This window comes from Asanoa hainanensis (assembly GCF_900188485.1).
Taxonomy (GTDB): domain Bacteria; phylum Actinomycetota; class Actinomycetes; order Mycobacteriales; family Micromonosporaceae; genus Asanoa; species Asanoa hainanensis.
The window spans coordinates 291,560-307,496 of sequence record NZ_FZPH01000005.1 but is presented as its reverse complement, the minus strand read 5'-3'; the positions used below and the strand labels follow the sequence as shown (position 1 = coordinate 307,496).

The 15,937-nt window shown below is 70.8% G+C and carries 21 protein-coding genes and 1 riboswitch; of the genes, 9 read left to right on the top strand and 12 right to left on the bottom strand.

The genetic code is table 11. The features are described 5' to 3' along the window. Positions 1 to 5: 5 nt before the first annotated feature. Both CHC05_RS15415 and CHC05_RS15410 read left to right on the top strand, forming a co-directional pair. A complete protein-coding gene (locus tag CHC05_RS15415; protein ID WP_089249226.1) occupies positions 6 to 722 on the top strand; it encodes an NTP transferase domain-containing protein in 717 nt (238 codons plus the stop codon). Positions 723 to 732: 10 nt separating this feature from the next. Further along, a complete protein-coding gene (locus tag CHC05_RS15410; protein WP_144022603.1) occupies positions 733 to 1,212 on the top strand; it encodes a CYTH domain-containing protein in 480 nt (159 codons plus the stop codon). Here the strand turns inward: CHC05_RS15410 and CHC05_RS15405 are convergent. Together CHC05_RS15405 and CHC05_RS15400 are read right to left on the bottom strand one after the other, a co-directional pair. Next, positions 1,192 to 2,031 carry a sugar phosphate isomerase/epimerase family protein gene (locus CHC05_RS15405; RefSeq protein WP_179266199.1) on the bottom strand — a complete coding sequence of 280 codons (840 nt, stop codon included), beginning with the start codon at positions 2,029 to 2,031 and terminating at the stop codon, positions 1,192 to 1,194. The genes CHC05_RS15410 and CHC05_RS15405 overlap by 21 nt on opposite strands. A gap of 41 nt (positions 2,032 to 2,072) precedes the next feature. Beyond that, positions 2,073 to 3,053 (bottom strand): SMP-30/gluconolactonase/LRE family protein, encoded by a 981-nt coding sequence (locus tag CHC05_RS15400; RefSeq protein ID WP_179266198.1) that lies wholly within the window; start codon positions 3,051 to 3,053, stop codon positions 2,073 to 2,075. Positions 3,054 to 3,130: 77 nt separating this feature from the next. On the opposite strand from CHC05_RS15400, the gene recO reads away from it, so the two are divergent. The 3 genes from recO to CHC05_RS15385 all read left to right on the top strand — a co-directional run bounded on the left by recO (position 3,131) and on the right by CHC05_RS15385 (position 5,097). Further along, positions 3,131 to 3,907, top strand: coding sequence for a DNA repair protein RecO (gene recO / locus CHC05_RS15395; RefSeq protein ID WP_089249220.1), 777 nt, complete (start codon positions 3,131 to 3,133; stop codon positions 3,905 to 3,907). After that, complete coding sequence (locus tag CHC05_RS15390) at positions 3,904 to 4,719, top strand: isoprenyl transferase (protein WP_089249218.1); 816 nt, start codon at positions 3,904 to 3,906, stop codon at positions 4,717 to 4,719. Before recO ends, CHC05_RS15390 begins: the two co-directional genes overlap by 4 nt. Positions 4,720 to 4,902: 183 nt before the next feature. Next, complete coding sequence (locus CHC05_RS15385) at positions 4,903 to 5,097, top strand: hypothetical protein (protein ID WP_089249216.1); 195 nt, start codon at positions 4,903 to 4,905, stop codon at positions 5,095 to 5,097. Positions 5,098 to 5,122: 25 nt separating this feature from the next. On the opposite strand, the gene CHC05_RS15380 is transcribed toward CHC05_RS15385, so the two are convergent. The 4 genes from CHC05_RS15380 to CHC05_RS15365 all read right to left on the bottom strand — a co-directional run bounded on the left by CHC05_RS15380 (position 5,123) and on the right by CHC05_RS15365 (position 8,703). Continuing rightward, complete coding sequence (locus CHC05_RS15380; RefSeq protein ID WP_089249214.1) at positions 5,123 to 5,722, bottom strand: GNAT family N-acetyltransferase; 600 nt, start codon at positions 5,720 to 5,722, stop codon at positions 5,123 to 5,125. 198 nt (positions 5,723 to 5,920) lie between these two features. Beyond that, positions 5,921 to 6,721: an energy-coupling factor transporter transmembrane component T family protein gene (locus CHC05_RS15375; RefSeq protein WP_089249212.1), complete on the bottom strand. Its 801-nt coding sequence runs from the start codon at positions 6,719 to 6,721 to the stop codon at positions 5,921 to 5,923. Then, a complete protein-coding gene (locus tag CHC05_RS15370) occupies positions 6,718 to 8,121 on the bottom strand; it encodes an ABC transporter ATP-binding protein (RefSeq protein ID WP_089249210.1) in 1,404 nt (467 codons plus the stop codon). The genes CHC05_RS15375 and CHC05_RS15370 overlap by 4 nt, the downstream gene beginning before the upstream one ends. A gap of 6 nt (positions 8,122 to 8,127) precedes the next feature. Continuing rightward, positions 8,128 to 8,703 (bottom strand): ECF transporter S component, encoded by a 576-nt coding sequence (locus tag CHC05_RS15365; RefSeq protein WP_089249208.1) that lies wholly within the window; start codon positions 8,701 to 8,703, stop codon positions 8,128 to 8,130. Continuing rightward, positions 8,704 to 8,809: riboswitch (TPP riboswitch) on the bottom strand. 49 nt (positions 8,810 to 8,858) lie between these two features. Here CHC05_RS15365 and CHC05_RS15360 point away from each other — a divergent pair. Together CHC05_RS15360 and CHC05_RS15355 are read left to right on the top strand one after the other, a co-directional pair. Then, complete coding sequence (locus tag CHC05_RS15360) at positions 8,859 to 9,680, top strand: alpha/beta fold hydrolase (RefSeq protein WP_089249206.1); 822 nt, start codon at positions 8,859 to 8,861, stop codon at positions 9,678 to 9,680. Further along, positions 9,677 to 10,486: an AAC(3) family N-acetyltransferase gene (locus tag CHC05_RS15355; RefSeq protein WP_089249204.1), complete on the top strand. Its 810-nt coding sequence runs from the start codon at positions 9,677 to 9,679 to the stop codon at positions 10,484 to 10,486. Before CHC05_RS15360 ends, CHC05_RS15355 begins: the two co-directional genes overlap by 4 nt. Positions 10,487 to 10,503: 17 nt before the next feature. Here the strand turns inward: CHC05_RS15355 and CHC05_RS15350 are convergent, their stop codons facing one another. Then, complete coding sequence (locus tag CHC05_RS15350; RefSeq protein WP_245870864.1) at positions 10,504 to 10,710, bottom strand: type II toxin-antitoxin system RelE family toxin; 207 nt, start codon at positions 10,708 to 10,710, stop codon at positions 10,504 to 10,506. 107 nt (positions 10,711 to 10,817) lie between these two features. Next, on the bottom strand, positions 10,818 to 11,102 hold the full coding sequence (locus tag CHC05_RS15345) for a type II toxin-antitoxin system Phd/YefM family antitoxin (RefSeq protein ID WP_089249200.1): 285 nt from the start codon (positions 11,100 to 11,102) through the stop codon (positions 10,818 to 10,820). A 166-nt stretch (positions 11,103 to 11,268) separates the two neighbouring features. On the opposite strand from CHC05_RS15345, the gene CHC05_RS15340 reads away from it, so the two are divergent. Beyond that, entirely contained in the window at positions 11,269 to 11,787 is a 519-nt protein-coding gene (locus CHC05_RS15340; protein WP_089249198.1) for a DUF6328 family protein, read from the top strand. Positions 11,788 to 11,864: 77 nt separating this feature from the next. Continuing rightward, positions 11,865 to 13,835: an acyl-CoA dehydrogenase family protein gene (locus CHC05_RS15335; protein WP_089249196.1), complete on the top strand. Its 1,971-nt coding sequence runs from the start codon at positions 11,865 to 11,867 to the stop codon at positions 13,833 to 13,835. A 41-nt stretch (positions 13,836 to 13,876) separates the two neighbouring features. Here CHC05_RS15335 and CHC05_RS15330 read toward each other — a convergent pair whose 3' ends face one another. From CHC05_RS15330 to CHC05_RS15315, 4 genes are all read right to left on the bottom strand, one after another. Further along, a complete protein-coding gene (locus tag CHC05_RS15330) occupies positions 13,877 to 14,527 on the bottom strand; it encodes a DedA family protein (RefSeq protein WP_089249194.1) in 651 nt (216 codons plus the stop codon). A gap of 71 nt (positions 14,528 to 14,598) precedes the next feature. After that, positions 14,599 to 15,201, bottom strand: a complete 603-nt coding sequence (locus CHC05_RS15325) for a hypothetical protein (RefSeq protein WP_089249192.1) — start codon at positions 15,199 to 15,201, stop codon at positions 14,599 to 14,601. A gap of 34 nt (positions 15,202 to 15,235) precedes the next feature. Beyond that, a complete protein-coding gene (locus tag CHC05_RS15320; RefSeq protein WP_089249190.1) occupies positions 15,236 to 15,637 on the bottom strand; it encodes a Fur family transcriptional regulator in 402 nt (133 codons plus the stop codon). Beyond that, positions 15,634 to 15,933: an ArsR/SmtB family transcription factor gene (locus tag CHC05_RS15315; RefSeq protein WP_089249188.1), complete on the bottom strand. Its 300-nt coding sequence runs from the start codon at positions 15,931 to 15,933 to the stop codon at positions 15,634 to 15,636. Before CHC05_RS15315 ends, CHC05_RS15320 begins: the two co-directional genes overlap by 4 nt. Positions 15,934 to 15,937 lie beyond the last annotated feature (4 nt).

Sequence of the window (15,937 nt, the reverse complement as noted above, 5' to 3'; positions counted from 1 at the left end):
TAGCGATGCCGGGCGACATGGCTGGGCAGGCTGTTATCGCCGTCGGCGGTTACGGTGCCCGGCTCGGCAATGTGATGGGCGACGGCAGGCCGAAGTCGCTCATCGAATTGTACGGCCGGCCGATCATCTACTGGACCCTGCGGGCGCTTTGTGCGGCAGAGGTCCGTCGCGTCCTGCTCGTGTGTGATCGGGTCGAGTTCGCGGCGAGCATCGAGAAAGTCGCGCTGTCCATTGCGGAACTCTTCGAGTCGATCGATGTGATCGTCGATGACGGATACGGAGTTCACGGCATCCCCGTTCACATCGTCGATCGGCTCGAGCCGCGGTTTTTCCTCGAGGCGGGGAACAGCTTGCTGCCGCATCTCCACTATCGTCGGATGTCGGCCGTGCACAAGCCGGGCACCTGGGTGATGTCGAGCTTTGCTCCGCGAAGCGACAACCCGAGCCGTTATCCCCTGGCGGTCCCGATGGAGTCGGGCGCGTCGCGGCCACGGGTGGCAGCGTTGCCGTACTTGCTGGAGCGGGACTACTGCGTCGATATACGGGACGCCGACTTCAGGGTCTGGCGGGCGATTGCGCGCCGGCTGTCCGAGCAGCGAATCATGTTCGTGGAGTCCCCTTTCGCGCCGGAGTTCGACCTGCCCGAGGAGCTCGACGACTTCCAGGACGGCGCCCGTTCCATTGTTCGCTTCTATAGTGGCCAGACGTTCGAGAAGGAGTGAGAGGAGGGGCATGTACAGGGCGGTTTCCAGATATCTGGTGAGTCGGCCGGAAGTGATCTGTGGCCCACCGATCGCGGTCGTGCGGTGTGCGTACCTCTTCGTCGGCGATCACGTGACGGTGGGTGTTGAGCGGCGCACCGCCCTCGACTCAGAGGCACAGCCGTTCGGCGCCGAGGTCGCAACCCTGACTGTCACTGGGCCGAACCCGACGCGGCTCGATCTCTCGACGGCAGCAGCGGCAGAGATGTTCACGGCCGCCCAGGCCAAGACCTTTCGCGTTGAGTATCGGCCGCTTCAGATCTCGATGCCCTGGGTGCTCTGGGTGTACAGCTTCGCCAACACGGGCTTGGTCATCGCGGAGTCTCACCTCGAGCCCGATGGCCGGATCGCCAAGACCCCCGAATGGTGCGACGAAAACGTCACAGGCGATCCGCGGTTCAGAGACGAGCAGTTGGCGCTGCACCCGTATTCACCGGCGGCGCTCGACTGAGCGCAACATGCGGGCCGCGGGCCACGACGTGACGACGCCTTCCCAGGCGAAGACCTCGATCCCCACGAAGCCTGAGTAGCGATCGAGGTCCGGCGCCAACGACGGCAGGTCGAGCTGCCCGTCGCCGAGAGCGAGGTGTGCGCGCCCGCCTGCTACGCCATCGTGCAGATGGATGTTGCCGATCAGCGGACCGTGCTCACGGAAGAACGCCCGCGGGTTGATGCCGCTCTGGATGGCGTGGCCGACGTCCAAGGTGATCCGCAGGTTCGGGACCCTTGACAGCAACTCCGCGAAGTCGGCGGGCTCGACCACCGGCTCGTAGGTCACGCCTCGCCGTACGGCCATGTTCTCGATGGTGATCGCGGGACCGTCGGAATTCGCCGCACCCAACCGCGTCAGGCTCTCGGCAAGACGATCGTGTGCCTCGGACCGTTCCGTTCTGAAAAACGCCGGACCGGAATGCATCGTGATCAGTTCGGCACCGAGATCGCACGCGACACTGTGGGCGCGCGCCAGGCGCATCTCGCTGGCTAGGCGCAATTCCTTTGCCGGACCGACCAGCGAGATGCCCACGAACGGTGCGTGGACGACGACGCGCCTGCCGCTGAGGAGTTTGGCGAGCCTGCTGGACTGCGCCGGAGTTTCTGGGACCCGTTCCAGCCAGATCTCCACGTGACCGATCTGGTCGAGGTCGGCAGAGCGGGCGAGCAGCTCAGCGATCGGCGCGGGATCGTCGTCGACGACGTTGAGGAAAAAGCCTTGAGACCACAATTGCTTTCCTGCCGTTCCGGGTCGGCGCAGGGCAACGTTAGTCGACACAGTGTAGCGGCACGATTCTGTCGCGTAGCTCGCAATCGCACTCAGAGCGCGACGACAGCGACGGTGGATTCGGTGAGGCTGCCCAGGTAGAGGTGGCCTTCGTGCTCACGTACGCCGGTCACCATGTGGTAGTCGGTGCCGTCGCGTTGGAGGTCCGCGACCACCGTGCCGGTCTCGTCGACGGCCTGCACCCAGATGGTGCGGGCCGGCGCCGGTTGCAGGGCCAGCGGAAGGGCCCAGACCACCTTGCGCAGCGCCGGCGGGCGGGGGAGCAGGCGGTCCAGCTGCGGGTTGCGGGGCGTGGCCAGGGCGATCCAGATGCGGCCCGCGCTGCCCGTCGACAGGTTGTCCGGGAAGCCCGGCAGGTTGTCGACCAGGACGTCGTGCTGGCCGGCCCGCGGGCCCGTCAGCCACACCCGGCTGATCCGGTACGCGCCGGTCTCCGCCACCGCTACGAACGACTCGTCGGCCGCCAGGGCCACGCCGTTGGCGAACTGCAGGCCCTCCAGGACGACGTCCACGGAGCCATCGACGTCGCGGCGGAGCAGGCGGCCCGTGCCCGTGTGTTCCAGGATGTCCGCCCGCCAGTGGGCCAGGTCGTGCCGCTGCGACGAGTCGCTGAACCAGATCGTGCCGTCGCGGGCCACCGCGGCGTTGTCACACAGCCGGAAACCATCCGCGAGCACGTCGATCGTGCCGCTGGCCGGGTCGACGCGAAGCACACCTCGATAGGCATCGCTGACCACCAAGTCGCCGTCCGGGCCGACCTCGACGCCGAGGGGCCGGCCGCCGGTGTCGGCCACCACCGACGGCGCGCCTCCGGACAGGTCCAACCGGAGGATCCGGCCGTCGGCGACGCCCGTGTAGAGGTGGCCGTCGGGATGGATCACCACGTCTTCCGGCCCCGAAGCGCCCACCGGCCGAAACGCGGGCGCCGGCATCGGCGGGTCGCTGGCCTTCAGGCGGGCCCGCGGCGACGGGATCGGCGGTTGCCACACGACCGGTTCAATCCGGGGACGCATGCCCAAGACACTAACTCACATCGATCTTCACAGAACCCGCCGAGACGTACCCGGAAAACAGGGACCACAATTGGCGGGTGCCGGGATATCGCCGTCAGCTCTACCGCGACGACGCGGTGGTTCTGCGTGTGCAGAAGCTGGGCGAGTCCGACCGGATCATCACGCTGCTCAGCCGGCGGCACGGGCGGCTGCGGGCGGTGGCCCGGGGGGTCCGGCGGACCACCTCGCGGTTCGGGGCCCGGCTGGAGCCCTTCGGCCACGTCGACCTCCAGATCGCCGGCGACCCCAACGGCGGCGACGGGCTGCACACCGTCAGCCAGGTCGAGGCGATCGAGCTCTACGGCAAGCGGTTCCTCGACGACTACCCCCGCTACACGGCGGCCAGCGCGATCGCGGAGACCGCCGAGCGGCTCTCTCCGGTCGAGCGCGAGCCGTCGCTGCGGTTGTTCCAGCTCACACTCGGCGCGATCCGGGCGTTGGCGGCCCGCGAGCACGCCGGGACGCTGGTGCTCGATGCCTACCTGCTGCGGGGCATGGGGGTGGCCGGCTGGGCCCCGGCCCTGGTCGAGTGCGCGGTTTGTGGCACCAAGGGGCCGCACAAGGCATTCTCCGTACCCGCTGGTGGGGCTGTCTGTCCGGATTGTCGGCCGCCGGGTGCCGCCCATCCGGCTCCTGCCACGCTCGACCTGATGGTCGCCCTCTCGTCCGGCAACTGGCACGTCGCCGACGCGGCCGAGGCCGGCCCGCGCCGGGAGTGCAGCGGGCTGGTCGCCGCACACCTCCAGTGGCATCTGGAGCGCGGGTTACGCTCGCTGCCGCTGGTCGATCGCACAACGGGGGAAGAACAGAAATGATCAGGTCACGCAGTCCGCGCCGCGAGGTGCGGCCGCCGACGCCGCACGTGTCGGGCGCCCGCCCGCCGGAGCTGCCCGCCGGGGCCCTGCCGAAGCACGTGGCGATCGTCATGGACGGCAACGGCCGCTGGGCCAAGGAGCGCGGGCTGGCCCGCACCGCCGGCCACGAACGCGGGGAGCACTCGCTCTTCGACACGATCGAAGGCGCCATCGAGATCGGGATTCCCTACCTGACCGCGTACGCGTTCTCCACCGAGAACTGGCGCCGGTCGCCCGAAGAGGTCCGCTTCCTGATGGGCTTCAACCGCGACGTCATCCGGCGCCGCCGCGACCAGCTCGTCGACCTCGGCGTGCGGGTGGTCTGGTCCGGCCGGGCCGGGCGGCTGTGGAAGAGCGTGATCTCCGAACTGCAGACCGCCGAGGAGATGTCCCGGGGCAACACGAACCTGACCCTGCAGTTCTGCGTCAACTACGGCGGCCAGGCGGAGATCGCCGACGCCGCGGCCGCGATCGCGCGTGACGCGATGGCCGGCAAGATCGATCCGGACCGGATCTCCGAGAAGACCATCCAGCGCTACCTCTACCACCCCGAAGTGCCCGAAGTGGACATGTTCCTGCGGCCGTCGGGCGAGGAGCGCATCTCGAACTTCATGCTCTGGCAGTCCGCGTACGCGGAGCTCGTCTTCCTCGACACGCTCTGGCCCGACTTCGACCGGCGTCACCTCTGGTACGCGTGCGAGCTGTTCGCCAAGCGCGACCGCCGCTTCGGAGGGGCGATCCCGAACCCGATCGCGCCCCCGCCCGCGGAATGACCTAGCGGCGCACGCGGCGGCGGTGTACCGTCGTCGCATGCGTTACTGATGCCCTCAGGGATTTCTGTGTGCCGGTCCGCCCTTCGTCGGCGGTCATCGAGCGCCCGGGGCGTCATTCTGTCTTTCTGATCACGTGCGCCGCCGGGCATCCGTCTGTCCTTCTCCGTTTCTGGAGGCCTTCGTATGCCTGCATCCGAAAAGTTCACCGTCGACCTGTCCGCGAGCGAGGTCCCGGACCTCGACCTCGGCGGCAACCGCGCGTCGCGGCGAGCCAAGTCGACACCGCAACGCGGTCTCGACCGCGCCGCGCAGTCCACAAAGGGCGGTCGCGGAAAGCCGGCGTCGCAACCGAAGCGCTACGCCTTCCGCCGCGCCTAAGAAGTGCTGTCGCCCTGGCCCTGGTTCACAACCGGGGCCAGGGCCGGCGCAGGTCGATCGCGTAGAAGACCTTGTCGTAGCGCAGATGCCCGACGGCCACGAAGTCGACCAGCCGCCCGTACTCGTTGAAACCCAACGTGCGGTAGAGCGCCAGCGCGCGCTCGTTGTCGCCGCGCGCGTCGAGGGTCAGCACCTCGATGCCGGCCTTGCGGGCACTGGCCACCAAACCCTCGGTCAGCGCCCGCCCGATCCCGCGCCCCTGGTGCGCCTCGGCGACCGCGACCCGTTCCAGGTCGGCGTGCGGACGGTGGGTCTGCCGGCTGTAGCGGCGCCAGTAGCCGAGCCCCGCGACCGTGCTGCCGTCGGCCAGCCGCGCCGTCAACGGATCCAGTCCGGCGGGCGGCGGGACGTCGTCGCCCGACGCGTAGGCGACCAGCAGCGCCGCCTCACCCGCCGCGGCGCCCTCGACGACGCCGGTCAGCAGCTCGCGCACCTCGTCCGGGCCGGGCGGCACCGCCCAACCCAGCGCGGCACCGCGCGAGACCATCTGGAAGATCCGGTAGACGTGCGGCACCAGCGTCTCGATCTCCGCCGGGTCCGTCACTTCCCTCAGCACAACGCTCATCGGCCACCACCTACGACAACGTGTGGCAGAGACCAGGGTCTGCCTCGTGGATCAGGGCGGCACTCCGCCGGGCCCAGGCGGCGACCGACCGCACGCGAAGAGCGGCCAGATACAACACCGGTATCCGACCACTCTCCGCGCACGCCCGGACGCCGCCTGGACCTCGCCGGAGCACCACCCTGACCCACGAGGCAGACCCTAGCCGAGAACCGGCCGGAACGTACCCGTCGCGATGCTCACAGTGAGGATCGCCGCCGTGAGCAGCACCGCCCCCACGAGGAACAGCCAGTCCGCGCGGGTGAAGGTCTGCTCCCGGGCGTGCGTACGCGGCGTCCCGCTGTCGAAGCCCCGCGCGTCCATCGCCGTGGCCAGCCGGGTGCCGCGCCGGATCGCGCCGACCAGCAGGGCGAACACCGTGCCGGCGAACAGCCGCGCCGCCGCCACCGGGTTGCCGCCGGCGTCGACGCCCCGGGCCCGGCGCGCCATCCGCAACGCCTGCCATTCCTGGCCGAGCAGCGGCACGAGGCGGAACGCGGCCAGCGTGCCGATCGCGAACCGGGCCGGTGCCCTGGCGTTCTGCACGAGCGCGTCGGCGAGGTCGGTCGGATCCGTGGTGGCGAAGACCATGATGCCGGGCAGTGCCAACGCGACGAGGCGAAGCGCGAGTCCTAACGCGACGGTCAGCACGCCGGTGGTCACGTCGATCGGGCCGACCGCGAAGACGGAAGCGCCGTCGCGGTTGGCCCCGAACAGGATCGTGGTCAGCACGACGCCGAACACCGAAAGCAGCAGCGGCCACCCGCGACGGAGCAGGGTGCCGTAGCCGACGCCGAACAGCGGCAGCAGGACCAGCTCCGCGGCGATCGCCAGGGCCGGGGTCAGCGGGTCGAGGGTGGCCAGCACGCCGACCGCGAACACGGTGGCGGCGACCAGCTTGGCGACCGGGTTGCGCCGGGCCAGCGGCGCCGACGAGCGGACCATCACCGCCGACAGCGTCATGGCGCGAGCTCCAGCCGCCGGTCGGCGAGCGCCTCGACGAGGGCCGGGTCGTGGGTCACGGCCAGCACGCCGTGTCCCTCGTCGCGCAGGTCGGCCAGCAGTGCGACGAGCTCGACCCAGGTGCGCCGGTCCTGGCCGAAGGTCGGCTCGTCGAGCACCAGCAGCCGGGGCGCCGACGCCAACGCCGTCGCGACGCTGAGCCGCCGGGCCTCACCGCCGGAGAGGGTGTACGGGTTGGCCCGCGCGAGATGGTCGAGGTGCAGCCGGTCCAGCAACTCGTCGACGACCGCCAGCGGCCGGCCCAACCGGCGCGGGCCGACGGCCAGCTCGGCGCGCACGGTCGAGGCCACGAACTGGTGCTCGGGGTTCTGGAACACCGAGCCGATCCGAGCGGTCAGGTCGGCGGCCCGCCAGCGGTGCGGCGGTCGGGCCGCGTCGTCGCGGGCCAGCACCGCGGACGCCACCACCCGCCCGGCGCCCGGCCGCAGGAGCCCGCCGAGCATGAGCGCCAGCGTGGATTTGCCGACGCCGTTGGGTCCGAGCACGGCCAGCGCCTCACCGGCGCGCACCGACAGGTCGGTCGGCGCCAGCCGTTGTGCCAGCGCCACCCGGTCGGCGGTGACCAGCACCTCGCCGGGCGCGGCGGTCGCGCGCCGAGGCGCCGGCAGCGGCTGCCCGGGCACCCAGATGCCGTCGGCGGCCAGGGCGGCGCCGTGCTCACCGAACACCCGGGCCGGCGGCCCGGACGCGACGACGCCGCCGCCGGCCGCGAGCACGACGACCCGGTCGACGAACGGCACGACCTCGGCCAACCGGTGCTCGACCATGATGACGGTGGTCTCCCGCGACACGGCCGCGTTGAGCGACGAGCGCACGAGCGAAGCGCCGGCCGGGTCGAGGTTGGCGGTCGGCTCGTCGAGCAGCAGCAGGTCCGGGCGCAGCGCGAGCACGCCGGCCAGGGCCAACCGCTGCTGCTCGCCGCCCGACAGCGCGTGGGTGGGCCGGTCGAGCGGGTGGGTCAGGCCGACCGCGTCGAGGGCGTCGGCCACCCGGGGCCAGAGCTCCGCGCGGGGCACGCCGCGGTTCTCCAGGCCGAAGGCCACGTCGTCACCGACCCGGGACATCACGAGCTGGGTCGCCGGGTCCTGGAACACGATGCCGACCCGCTCGCGCGCCTTGCGGGTGTCCAGCCCGTCGATCTCGGCCGTGCCCTCCCGCTCGCCGGAGTCGTCGGCGAGCAGGCCGGCCAGCGCGGCCAGCAGCGTGCTCTTGCCGGCGCCGGACGGACCCAGCAGCAGCACCCGCTCACCGCGCTCGATGCTCAGGTCGACCCCGCGCACGGCCCAGGCCTTGCGGCCGGCGTGCCGCCAGCCGAAGCCGCGCAGTTCGACGGCGCCCACGACGGATCAGACCGCTGGGCGTTCCCGGCCGGCCGGGAAGCGGTCGAGCACACCGGTGTTGACCAACGCACGGGTCAGCAGCCAGCCGCCGCCTCCGGCGATCACCAGCGAGCTGGCCGCGGTCAGCGCGAGGTAGGGGACGCCGAAGCTGGCCCACGAGTTGCCCGGGTACCAGTAGAGGACGTCGTAGAGGGCCGCCACCAGGCCCGCGACGGCGCCGGCCAGCGCGGCCACGGGCAGCCGGTAGACGCGGTAGGCGAAGAGGGCGAAGACGAGCTCCGCGCCGAGCCCTTCCAGCGGGCCCTGCAGCACCAGGGTCCAGCCCCAGCTCGTGCCGAACGCGACCGAGACCAGTGCGGCGACCGTCTCCGTGAACAGGGCCGCGCCCGGCTTGCGGATGACCAGCGCGCCGAGCACGGCGGGCAGCAGCCAGACGCCGTAGAGCAGCGTGCGCGCGGGCAGTGGGATGGCGTCGGCGGGTCCGTTGTAGAGCAGGCCCCAGGCCCAGAAAACGACGCCGAACGCGACACCTAGGACGGCTGCGACGACGATGTCGACCGTACGCCAACGATTGTTGCTCATAGCTTGTGCCTCCCGAGCTCCCTGCGCTGGCATTACCCAGATCAGGTTCGAGGGTCTGCGGATGGCTCCGCACTCTCAGCGCTCGCGCGCTCCCCTGTCGGACGTGAAGTTGTTCCACCACGTTAACACCGGTGTCGGCAGGTACGCTCGCGCGCATGCGGATGCAGACGCGTGGCCTGACCTTCGAGGTGACGGAGGGTGGCCCGCCCGGCGGCCCGCCGGTGATCCTGCTGCACGGCTTCCCGCAGAACCGGCACAGCTGGGCCGGCGTGACCGCCCACCTCAACGCGGCCGGGCTGCGGACCTTCGCGATCGACCAGCGCGGCTACTCCCCGGGCGCGCGGCCCAGCGGGGTCGACGCCTACCGGCAGGCCGAATGCGTGGCCGACGCGGTCGCGTTCGTCGACGAGCTGGCCGGTGGCCGCGCCGACGTGGTCGGCCACGACTTCGGTGCTCTGGTCGGCTGGCAGCTCGCCGCGGCCCACCCCGCGCGGGTCCGGTCGCTGACCGCGGTCTGCGTGCCACACCCGGCCGCGTTCGCGCAGGCCGTCTTCACCGACCCCGACCAGCAACGCCGGTCGTCGTACATCCAGCTGTTCCTCATGGTCGGCAAGGCCGAGGCGGTGCTCACCAGCGACGACGGCGCCCGGCTGCGCACGATGCTCGCCGGGACGGGCGACATCGAGGTGTACGCCGCACCGCTGCTCGAGCCCGGCGCGCTCACGCCGGCCCTCAACTGGTACCGGGCCCTGTCGATCGAGGAGCTGGCCAAGGTCGGCCCGGTCGAGCGGCCGACGACGTTCGTGTGGGGCGACCGGGACACGGCCGTCGGCCTGGTCGCGGCGAGCGCGGCCGGCGAGCACGTGACCGGCGACTACCGCTTCCTGCCGTTGCCCGGGGTCGACCACTGGGTGCCCGAGGCGCAGCCCGAGGTGCTCGCGCAGGCGATCCTCGCCCGGATCGCGGACGCGTCGTGAGCAACCACCCCGCGGAGGCGGCGGACCGCCTGCCGCACACCCGCGAGTCGCTCGCCGCCGACCTGGCCGCGCTCGGCGTCCGGCAGGGTTCGACGCTGCTCGTACACGCGTCGCTCAAGCCGGTCGGCTACGTGGCCGGCGGCCCGCACGCGGTGGTGCTGGCGCTGCGCGACGCGATCGGCCCGGACGGCACGCTCGTCGTGCCCACGCACACGCCCGACAACTCGGACCCGGCCGGCTGGCAGAACCCGCCCGTACCCGAGGACTGGTGGCCGGTGATCCGCGAGCACGCGCCCGGCTTCGACCCGCAGGTGACGCCCAGCCGCTGGATGGGCGCGGTCGCCGAGGTGGTCCGCACCTGGCCGGGCGCGCAGCGCAGCGACCACCCGCAGGTCTCGTTCGCGGCGCTGGGCCGGCTGGCGACCGAGGTGGTCTACGGCCAGCCCCGGGCCGGCATGCTGGGCGCGGACTCGCCGCTCGGCAAGATCTACGGCCTGGACGGCGACGTCCTGCTGCTCGGCGTCGGCCACGACTCCAACACGTCGCTGCACCTGGCGGAATACCGCCAAGCGGACCCGCCACCGGCCCGCCTGGGCGCGGCGGTCCAAACGGCGAACGGCGGCCGCGAATGGGTCTGGTGGGACGACATCGACCTGGACGAAAGCGACTTCGAACTGCTGGGCGCCGACTTCGACGCGACCGGAACGGTCCGCACGGGCCGCGTGGGCGGCGCGCTGGCCCGCCTGATGCCCCAACGCGCCGCAGTCGACTTCGCCGAGCGCTGGATGTCCGAAAACCGCAAGTAGCCGGATGATCGGACTCGTCAGGAGCGGTAGGCGTCGCGCCGGTGGCGAATCGAGTGGATCTGAACCGTGCGCTTGCTCTCGTCGATTCGGTAGATGATCCGATAGGTCCCGCGGCGCGCGGAGTGGAAGCCGTCGAAGGGCTCGTCGAGTGGCTTGCCAGCCCGGTAAGGATTGACCGCGATGGCGTGTTGGATGGTCTCTGTCGCTGCGACCGCAACCTCCAAAGGCAAGTCCTCGTGGAGGTTGCGGCGAGCTTGCCGCGAGAACAGGACGACGTAGGGACTGGGTGCCTCGCCGGGGCCGTCGTCCCGACGCCGACCTCGCGGGGGCATCAGGCCGCCTCGCCGCGGCGCCGCTCCAACTCGGCGCGAACCTCGTCCATCGAGTACGTGTCGCCGGACTCGAAGTCGTCGCGCGACTGGCGGAGGTCGGCGAGGGCCTCGTCGTCCGAGAGCAGATCGAGCGTCTCGCGCATCGACTCGTACTCGGCGACCGAGATCAACATGACGTCGGCGCGACCATTGCGGGTGATCGTGAAGTGGTCGTGCTCGCGCGCGACCCGATCAGCGAGCTCGGCGATGCGGGCCTTCGCTTCTGTGATCGGAATGGTCTCCATGGCTGCCATTTTAGCGACCGGTCCGAATTCTGGCCAATGTTGTCGGACCTGATTGGATCTCGCGTTTCGCTTGTTGGCGGACAGGGAATTGACCGCGGACCGGTGCCCCGAGGAACAACCATGAGGGCTAGCCGGCAATCCACCCCGGCCGCACGAAGGAGCCCGCATGGCCCAGGACCACGCTCGGGAGACCCCCAAGCAGCGGTGGGACCGTAACTTCGCCGACCTGCTCCAGGAGTTGCGGGTCGCGCAGACCGGCGTGCAGATCCTCTTCGCGTTCCTGCTCACGCTGCCGTTCAGCAGCGGGTTTCCCGAGACCACCGCGTTCCAGCGCGACATCTACCTCGTCGCGCTGCTGTGTGCCGCCGCCGCCACTGCGATGATCATCGCTCCCGTGGCCTTCCATCGGGCGCTCTTCCGGCAGGGGCGCAAGCCGGAGCTGGTCAGGTTCGGCCACAAGATGGCCACCGGCGGGCTGTTCTTCATGTTCGTCTCGATGTCCGCCGCGGTCCTGTTGATCACTGACTTCATCCTGTCGCGCACGATGGCGATCATCCTCAGCGTGCTGGCCGCCCTCTTCTTCATCACGTTGTGGGCGATCCTGCCGTGGACACACCGGGACTGGGGAGAGCCCGACGAGAGCGCAGAGGAGATCGAAGAGCGTCGCGAGAACCCGGAGGAATAGCAGTTGCCTACCGGTGGGTAACAAAGCGAGGTACCGTCAGAACCAGCACAGCCCAGCCCGGACAAAAGGGGGAAGCCGTGACGACTACGCAGAACAGGCCGCCGGAGGCCGGCGGCGCCGACGGTGCCGGTGCCCTGCCGCAGGAGGCCGGCACGGTTTCCTACCAGGAATCCCGCGAGGTCGCCGAGGCGTCCCGCGAAACCAACTGGACCAAGCCCAGCTTCGGCAAGGAGCTCTTCCTCGGCCGGCTGCGGCTCGACCTGATCGACCCGTGGCCGCAGCCCGACCCGATCCGGTCGGCCAAGGGCGAGGAGTTCGTCAAGAAGCTCAACGCGTACATCCGCAGTGACGTCGACGGCGCCCTGATCGAGCGGGAAGACCGGATCCCGGACGACGTGTTCCACGGCCTGGCCCGGCTGGGCGCGTTCGGCATGAAGATCGACGAGAAGTACGGCGGCCTCGGGCTGACCAACCTCGACTACGCGCGCAGCCTGATGCTGGCCGGCTCGGCCAGCCCGGCGATCGGCGCGCTGCTCTCCGCGCACCAGTCCATCGGCGTACCGCAGCCGCTCAAGCTCTTCGGCACGGCCGAGCAGAAGCGGCGCTACCTGCCCCGGCTCGCCGGCGGCGAGGTGTCGGCGTTCCTGCTCACCGAGCCCGACGTCGGCTCCGACCCGGCCCGCCTCGGCACCATCGCCGAGCCGGTCGAGGGCGGCTACCGGCTCAACGGCGTCAAGCTCTGGGCCACCAACGGCACCGTCGCCACGCTGCTCGTGGTGATGGCCCGGGTGCCCAAGGCCGAGGGCCGGCGCGGCGGCATCACCGCGTTCGTCGTCGAGGGCGACTCGCCGGGCATCACCATCGAGCGCCGCAACAGCTTCGTCGGCCTGCGCGGGCTGGAAAACAGCGTGACCCGCTTCCACGACGTGTTCGTGCCGACCGACCAGATGATCGGCGGCGAGGGGCGCGGGCTGAAGATCGCGCTGACCACGCTCAACACCGGCCGGCTGTCACTGCCCGCGATGTGCGTCGGCGCCGGCAAGTGGTGCCTCAACGTGGCCCGGCAGTGGTCCGCGGAGCGGGTGCAGTGGGGCCGACCGGTCGGTGACCACGAGGCGATCGCGCAGAAGCTGTCCTTCATGGCCGCGACCACGTACGGCATGGAGACCATGCTCAACCTGTGCTGCATGCTCGCCGACGACGACCGCAACGACATCCGCATCGAGGCGGCGCTGGTCAAGCTCTACGCGAGCGAGATGGCGTGGAAGATCGCCGACGAGCTGGTGCAGATCCGGGGCGGCCGAGGCTACGAGACGGCCGACTCGATGGCGGCCCGCGGCGAGCGGGCCGTGGCGACCGAGCAGATCCTCCGCGACCTGCGGATCAACCGGATCTTCGAGGGTTCGACCGAGATCATGCACCTGCTGATCGCCCGTGAGGCGGTCGACGCGCACCTCTCCGTGGCCGGCGACATCATCGACCCGAAGGCCGACCTCGGTCGCAAGGCCAAGGCCGGCGCCCGGGCGACCGCGTTCTACGCCAAGTGGCTGCCGGGCCTGGCCGTCGGCAAGGGCCAGAACCCGTCCGCCTTCAACGAGTACGGGCCGCTGGCCCAGCACCTGCGGTACGTCGAGCGGGCGTCCCGCAAGATGGCCCGGTCGACGTTCTACGGCATGTCCCGCTGGCAGGCCCGGATGGAGGACCGCGAGGTCTTCCTCGGCCGGATCGTCGACATCGGCGCCGAGCTGTTCGCGATGGCGGCGGTCTGCGTGCGGGCCACGTCCGAGCGGGAGAACCGGCCGGAGGGCATGGAGCTGGCCGATCTGTTCTGCCGGCAGGCCAAGGTACGCGCCGACGCGCTGTTCACCGCACTCTGGGACAACACGGACGCCGTCGACGTGAAGGCGGCCAAGCGCATCCTCGACGGGCGCTACACCTGGCTCGAGGAGGGCGTCGTGCACCCCGAGGGCGACCTGCCCTGGGTGGCGGCCTGGAAGCCGGGCCCGTCGACGGCGCAGGACGTACGCCGGCGAATTCCACCGATGTGACGCTCGCGGGGGCGGCCCGGGCTTCGGCCCGGGCCGCTTCGCTATTTCCCGTCCCCGCCGACGCCCACCTTCTGCGGCTCGGGCTTCTCCGGCGGCGGCCTGCGGCGGTGTCGCAGCCACTGGATCAGCTCGGCCAGCCCGGCCAGGCCGAGGGCGATGCCGAAGCCGAGCGCGAGGCCCTGAATCGGGTGGTCCTGGAAGGCCGAACCGCCCAGGAAGCCCAACAGCGTCGTGTACGCCGCCCAGGAGAAGCAGGCCAGCGCGTCGAACGCGGTGAACCGGCGCTGCGGATACCGGATCGCGCCCGTGGTCAGCGTGATCGCCGTCCGGCCGCCCGGGATGTACCGGGCGATCACCAGGGCGATGCCGCCGTGCGAGTAGAGCAGTTGGCGTACCCACTCGAAGGTCTTGGCCCGGCGGCTGCCCTCGGGTATCCGGTTGATCACGTTCTCGCCGCCGGCCCGGCCGATGAAGTACGAGATGTGGTCGCCGACCATCGCACCGACCGCGCCGACCAGGATGACGAGGATGACGTTGGGCTCGCCGCTGGCCGCGAACACCCCAGCGGTGATCAGCGTGGCCTCACTGGGCACGATCGGGAGGAACGCGTCGAGAGCCGCCAACGCGAAAACGACGCCGTATACCCACGGCGACGTGATGAACGGGTCCAGGAAGTCTAGAAAGCCATCCATGGCGAGAAGATCGCGTTGACAGTGATCTTCAAAGCCTAGCCGCGGTATCGCCGTTCACCCAGTCGGGCCGATCATCGTTGTCGCAGGCCAAGGGACTTGAGCTCGAGCGCCGCCAGAGCTTCCACTGTGGAGTCGTCCGAGCGGCGCCACGACTCGGCGACGTCCGGGCCGAGCTTCGCCAGCTTGCTCAGCGGCTGGGTGGCCAGGGCCCGCAGGGCGAGCAGGTCGCGGCCGGCCGCCGACTTCCGGACGCGGGACGCGGCGCTGGCTCGGCGGACCCAGCGGATCCGCAGCGGCAGCCAGAACAGCAGCACGAACAGGATCGGCAGGACGGCGGTGATCACCGCGAGGGCCAGGGCCAGGTCGCCGACCACGTCCTGCTGCGACTGGCCGGCCTCGGCGACCGAGCGGGCCGCGCCGGCCGCCTTCTCGAACGGCGCCGTGAGCTCGTCGCCGACCAGCGGCACGCGGCCCACCTTGCTGCCCGCGTCGGCCAGGTTGTCGGCCAGCGCGCTGCCGGCCCCTTCGAGCTTCTGCCCGGGTACGCCCAGCTTCTGCACCTGGTCCTGCAACCAGAGCGCGCCGCGGATCCAGAAGTAGACCCACGCGATCACGAACAGGTCGGTGAGGACCTGGAGGAGGAACCGGGGAAAACGGTCGGCGTAAATCTTCACGCGCACAGCGTCCCGCACCGCGCGGCGCGGCGCACTAGGACCGGCAGCAGCCCTGGCAGGTTCCGAAGATCTCCAAGGTGTGGCTCACGTCGGTGAAGCCGTGCTTCTCGGCCACGCGGTCCGCCCAGTTCTCGACGGCCGGGCCCTCGACCTCCACGGTCGAGCCGCAGGACCGGCAGACCAGGTGATGGTGGTGGCCCTGGCTGCACCGGCGGTAGAGATGCTCGCCGCCCGGCGGGCGCATCACGTCGATCTCGCCGGCGTCGGCCAGGCTCTGCAGGGTGCGGTAGACGGTGGTCAACCCGACCCGCTCACCCCGGTCCCGGAGCATCGAGTGCAGCTCCTGGGCGCTGTGGAAGCCCTCGACCGACCCGAGCAACGAGCTCACGGCACGCCGCTGGTGCGTGTTCCGCAACGTTCCGGCGTCGCTGGTCATGATGCCTCCCGGGCGTGGCTGACCGCGTCCGCCACGATGTGCGCGATGTGCTCGTCGACAAGGGAGTACGCGATCTCCCGGCCCCGCCGGTTGCCGCGTACGAGGCCTGCGCCGCGCAGCACCCGGAGGTGCTGGGACACCAGGGGCTGCGGCGCGCGCAGCGACTCGACCAGCTCGTGCACGCAGCGCTCGCCGCCGCCGAGCTCGGTGACGATGGCGACCCGGATCGGCGCCGCGAGGGCGCGCAGGAGCTCACCCGCGCGCTCGTACGACTCGTACCCGTTGCCTTCCGTCATACCG

Excerpts from the sequence above, each read along its gene's own strand:
- CHC05_RS15385 (WP_089249216.1), top strand. The coding sequence starts at position 4,903 with ATGCCTGCATCCGAAAAGTTCACCGTCGACCTGTCCGCGAGCGAGGTC.
- CHC05_RS15360 (WP_089249206.1), top strand. The coding sequence starts at position 8,859 with ATGCGGATGCAGACGCGTGGCCTGACCTTCGAGGTGACGGAGGGTGGC.
- CHC05_RS15415 (WP_089249226.1), top strand. The coding sequence starts at position 6 with ATGCCGGGCGACATGGCTGGGCAGGCTGTTATCGCCGTCGGCGGTTAC.
- CHC05_RS15345 (WP_089249200.1), bottom strand. The coding sequence starts at position 11,102 with ATGGAGACCATTCCGATCACAGAAGCGAAGGCCCGCATCGCCGAGCTC.
- CHC05_RS15320 (WP_089249190.1), bottom strand. The coding sequence starts at position 15,637 with ATGACCAGCGACGCCGGAACGTTGCGGAACACGCACCAGCGGCGTGCC.
- CHC05_RS15340 (WP_089249198.1), top strand. The coding sequence starts at position 11,269 with ATGGCCCAGGACCACGCTCGGGAGACCCCCAAGCAGCGGTGGGACCGT.
- CHC05_RS15330 (WP_089249194.1), bottom strand. The coding sequence starts at position 14,527 with ATGGATGGCTTTCTAGACTTCCTGGACCCGTTCATCACGTCGCCGTGG.
- CHC05_RS15380 (WP_089249214.1), bottom strand. The coding sequence starts at position 5,722 with ATGAGCGTTGTGCTGAGGGAAGTGACGGACCCGGCGGAGATCGAGACG.
- CHC05_RS15375 (WP_089249212.1), bottom strand. The coding sequence starts at position 6,721 with ATGACGCTGTCGGCGGTGATGGTCCGCTCGTCGGCGCCGCTGGCCCGG.
- CHC05_RS15315 (WP_089249188.1), bottom strand. The coding sequence starts at position 15,933 with ATGACGGAAGGCAACGGGTACGAGTCGTACGAGCGCGCGGGTGAGCTC.
- CHC05_RS15390 (WP_089249218.1), top strand. The coding sequence starts at position 3,904 with ATGATCAGGTCACGCAGTCCGCGCCGCGAGGTGCGGCCGCCGACGCCG.
- CHC05_RS15400 (WP_179266198.1), bottom strand. The coding sequence starts at position 3,053 with ATGCGTCCCCGGATTGAACCGGTCGTGTGGCAACCGCCGATCCCGTCG.
- CHC05_RS15365 (WP_089249208.1), bottom strand. The coding sequence starts at position 8,703 with ATGAGCAACAATCGTTGGCGTACGGTCGACATCGTCGTCGCAGCCGTC.
- CHC05_RS15410 (WP_144022603.1), top strand. The coding sequence starts at position 733 with ATGTACAGGGCGGTTTCCAGATATCTGGTGAGTCGGCCGGAAGTGATC.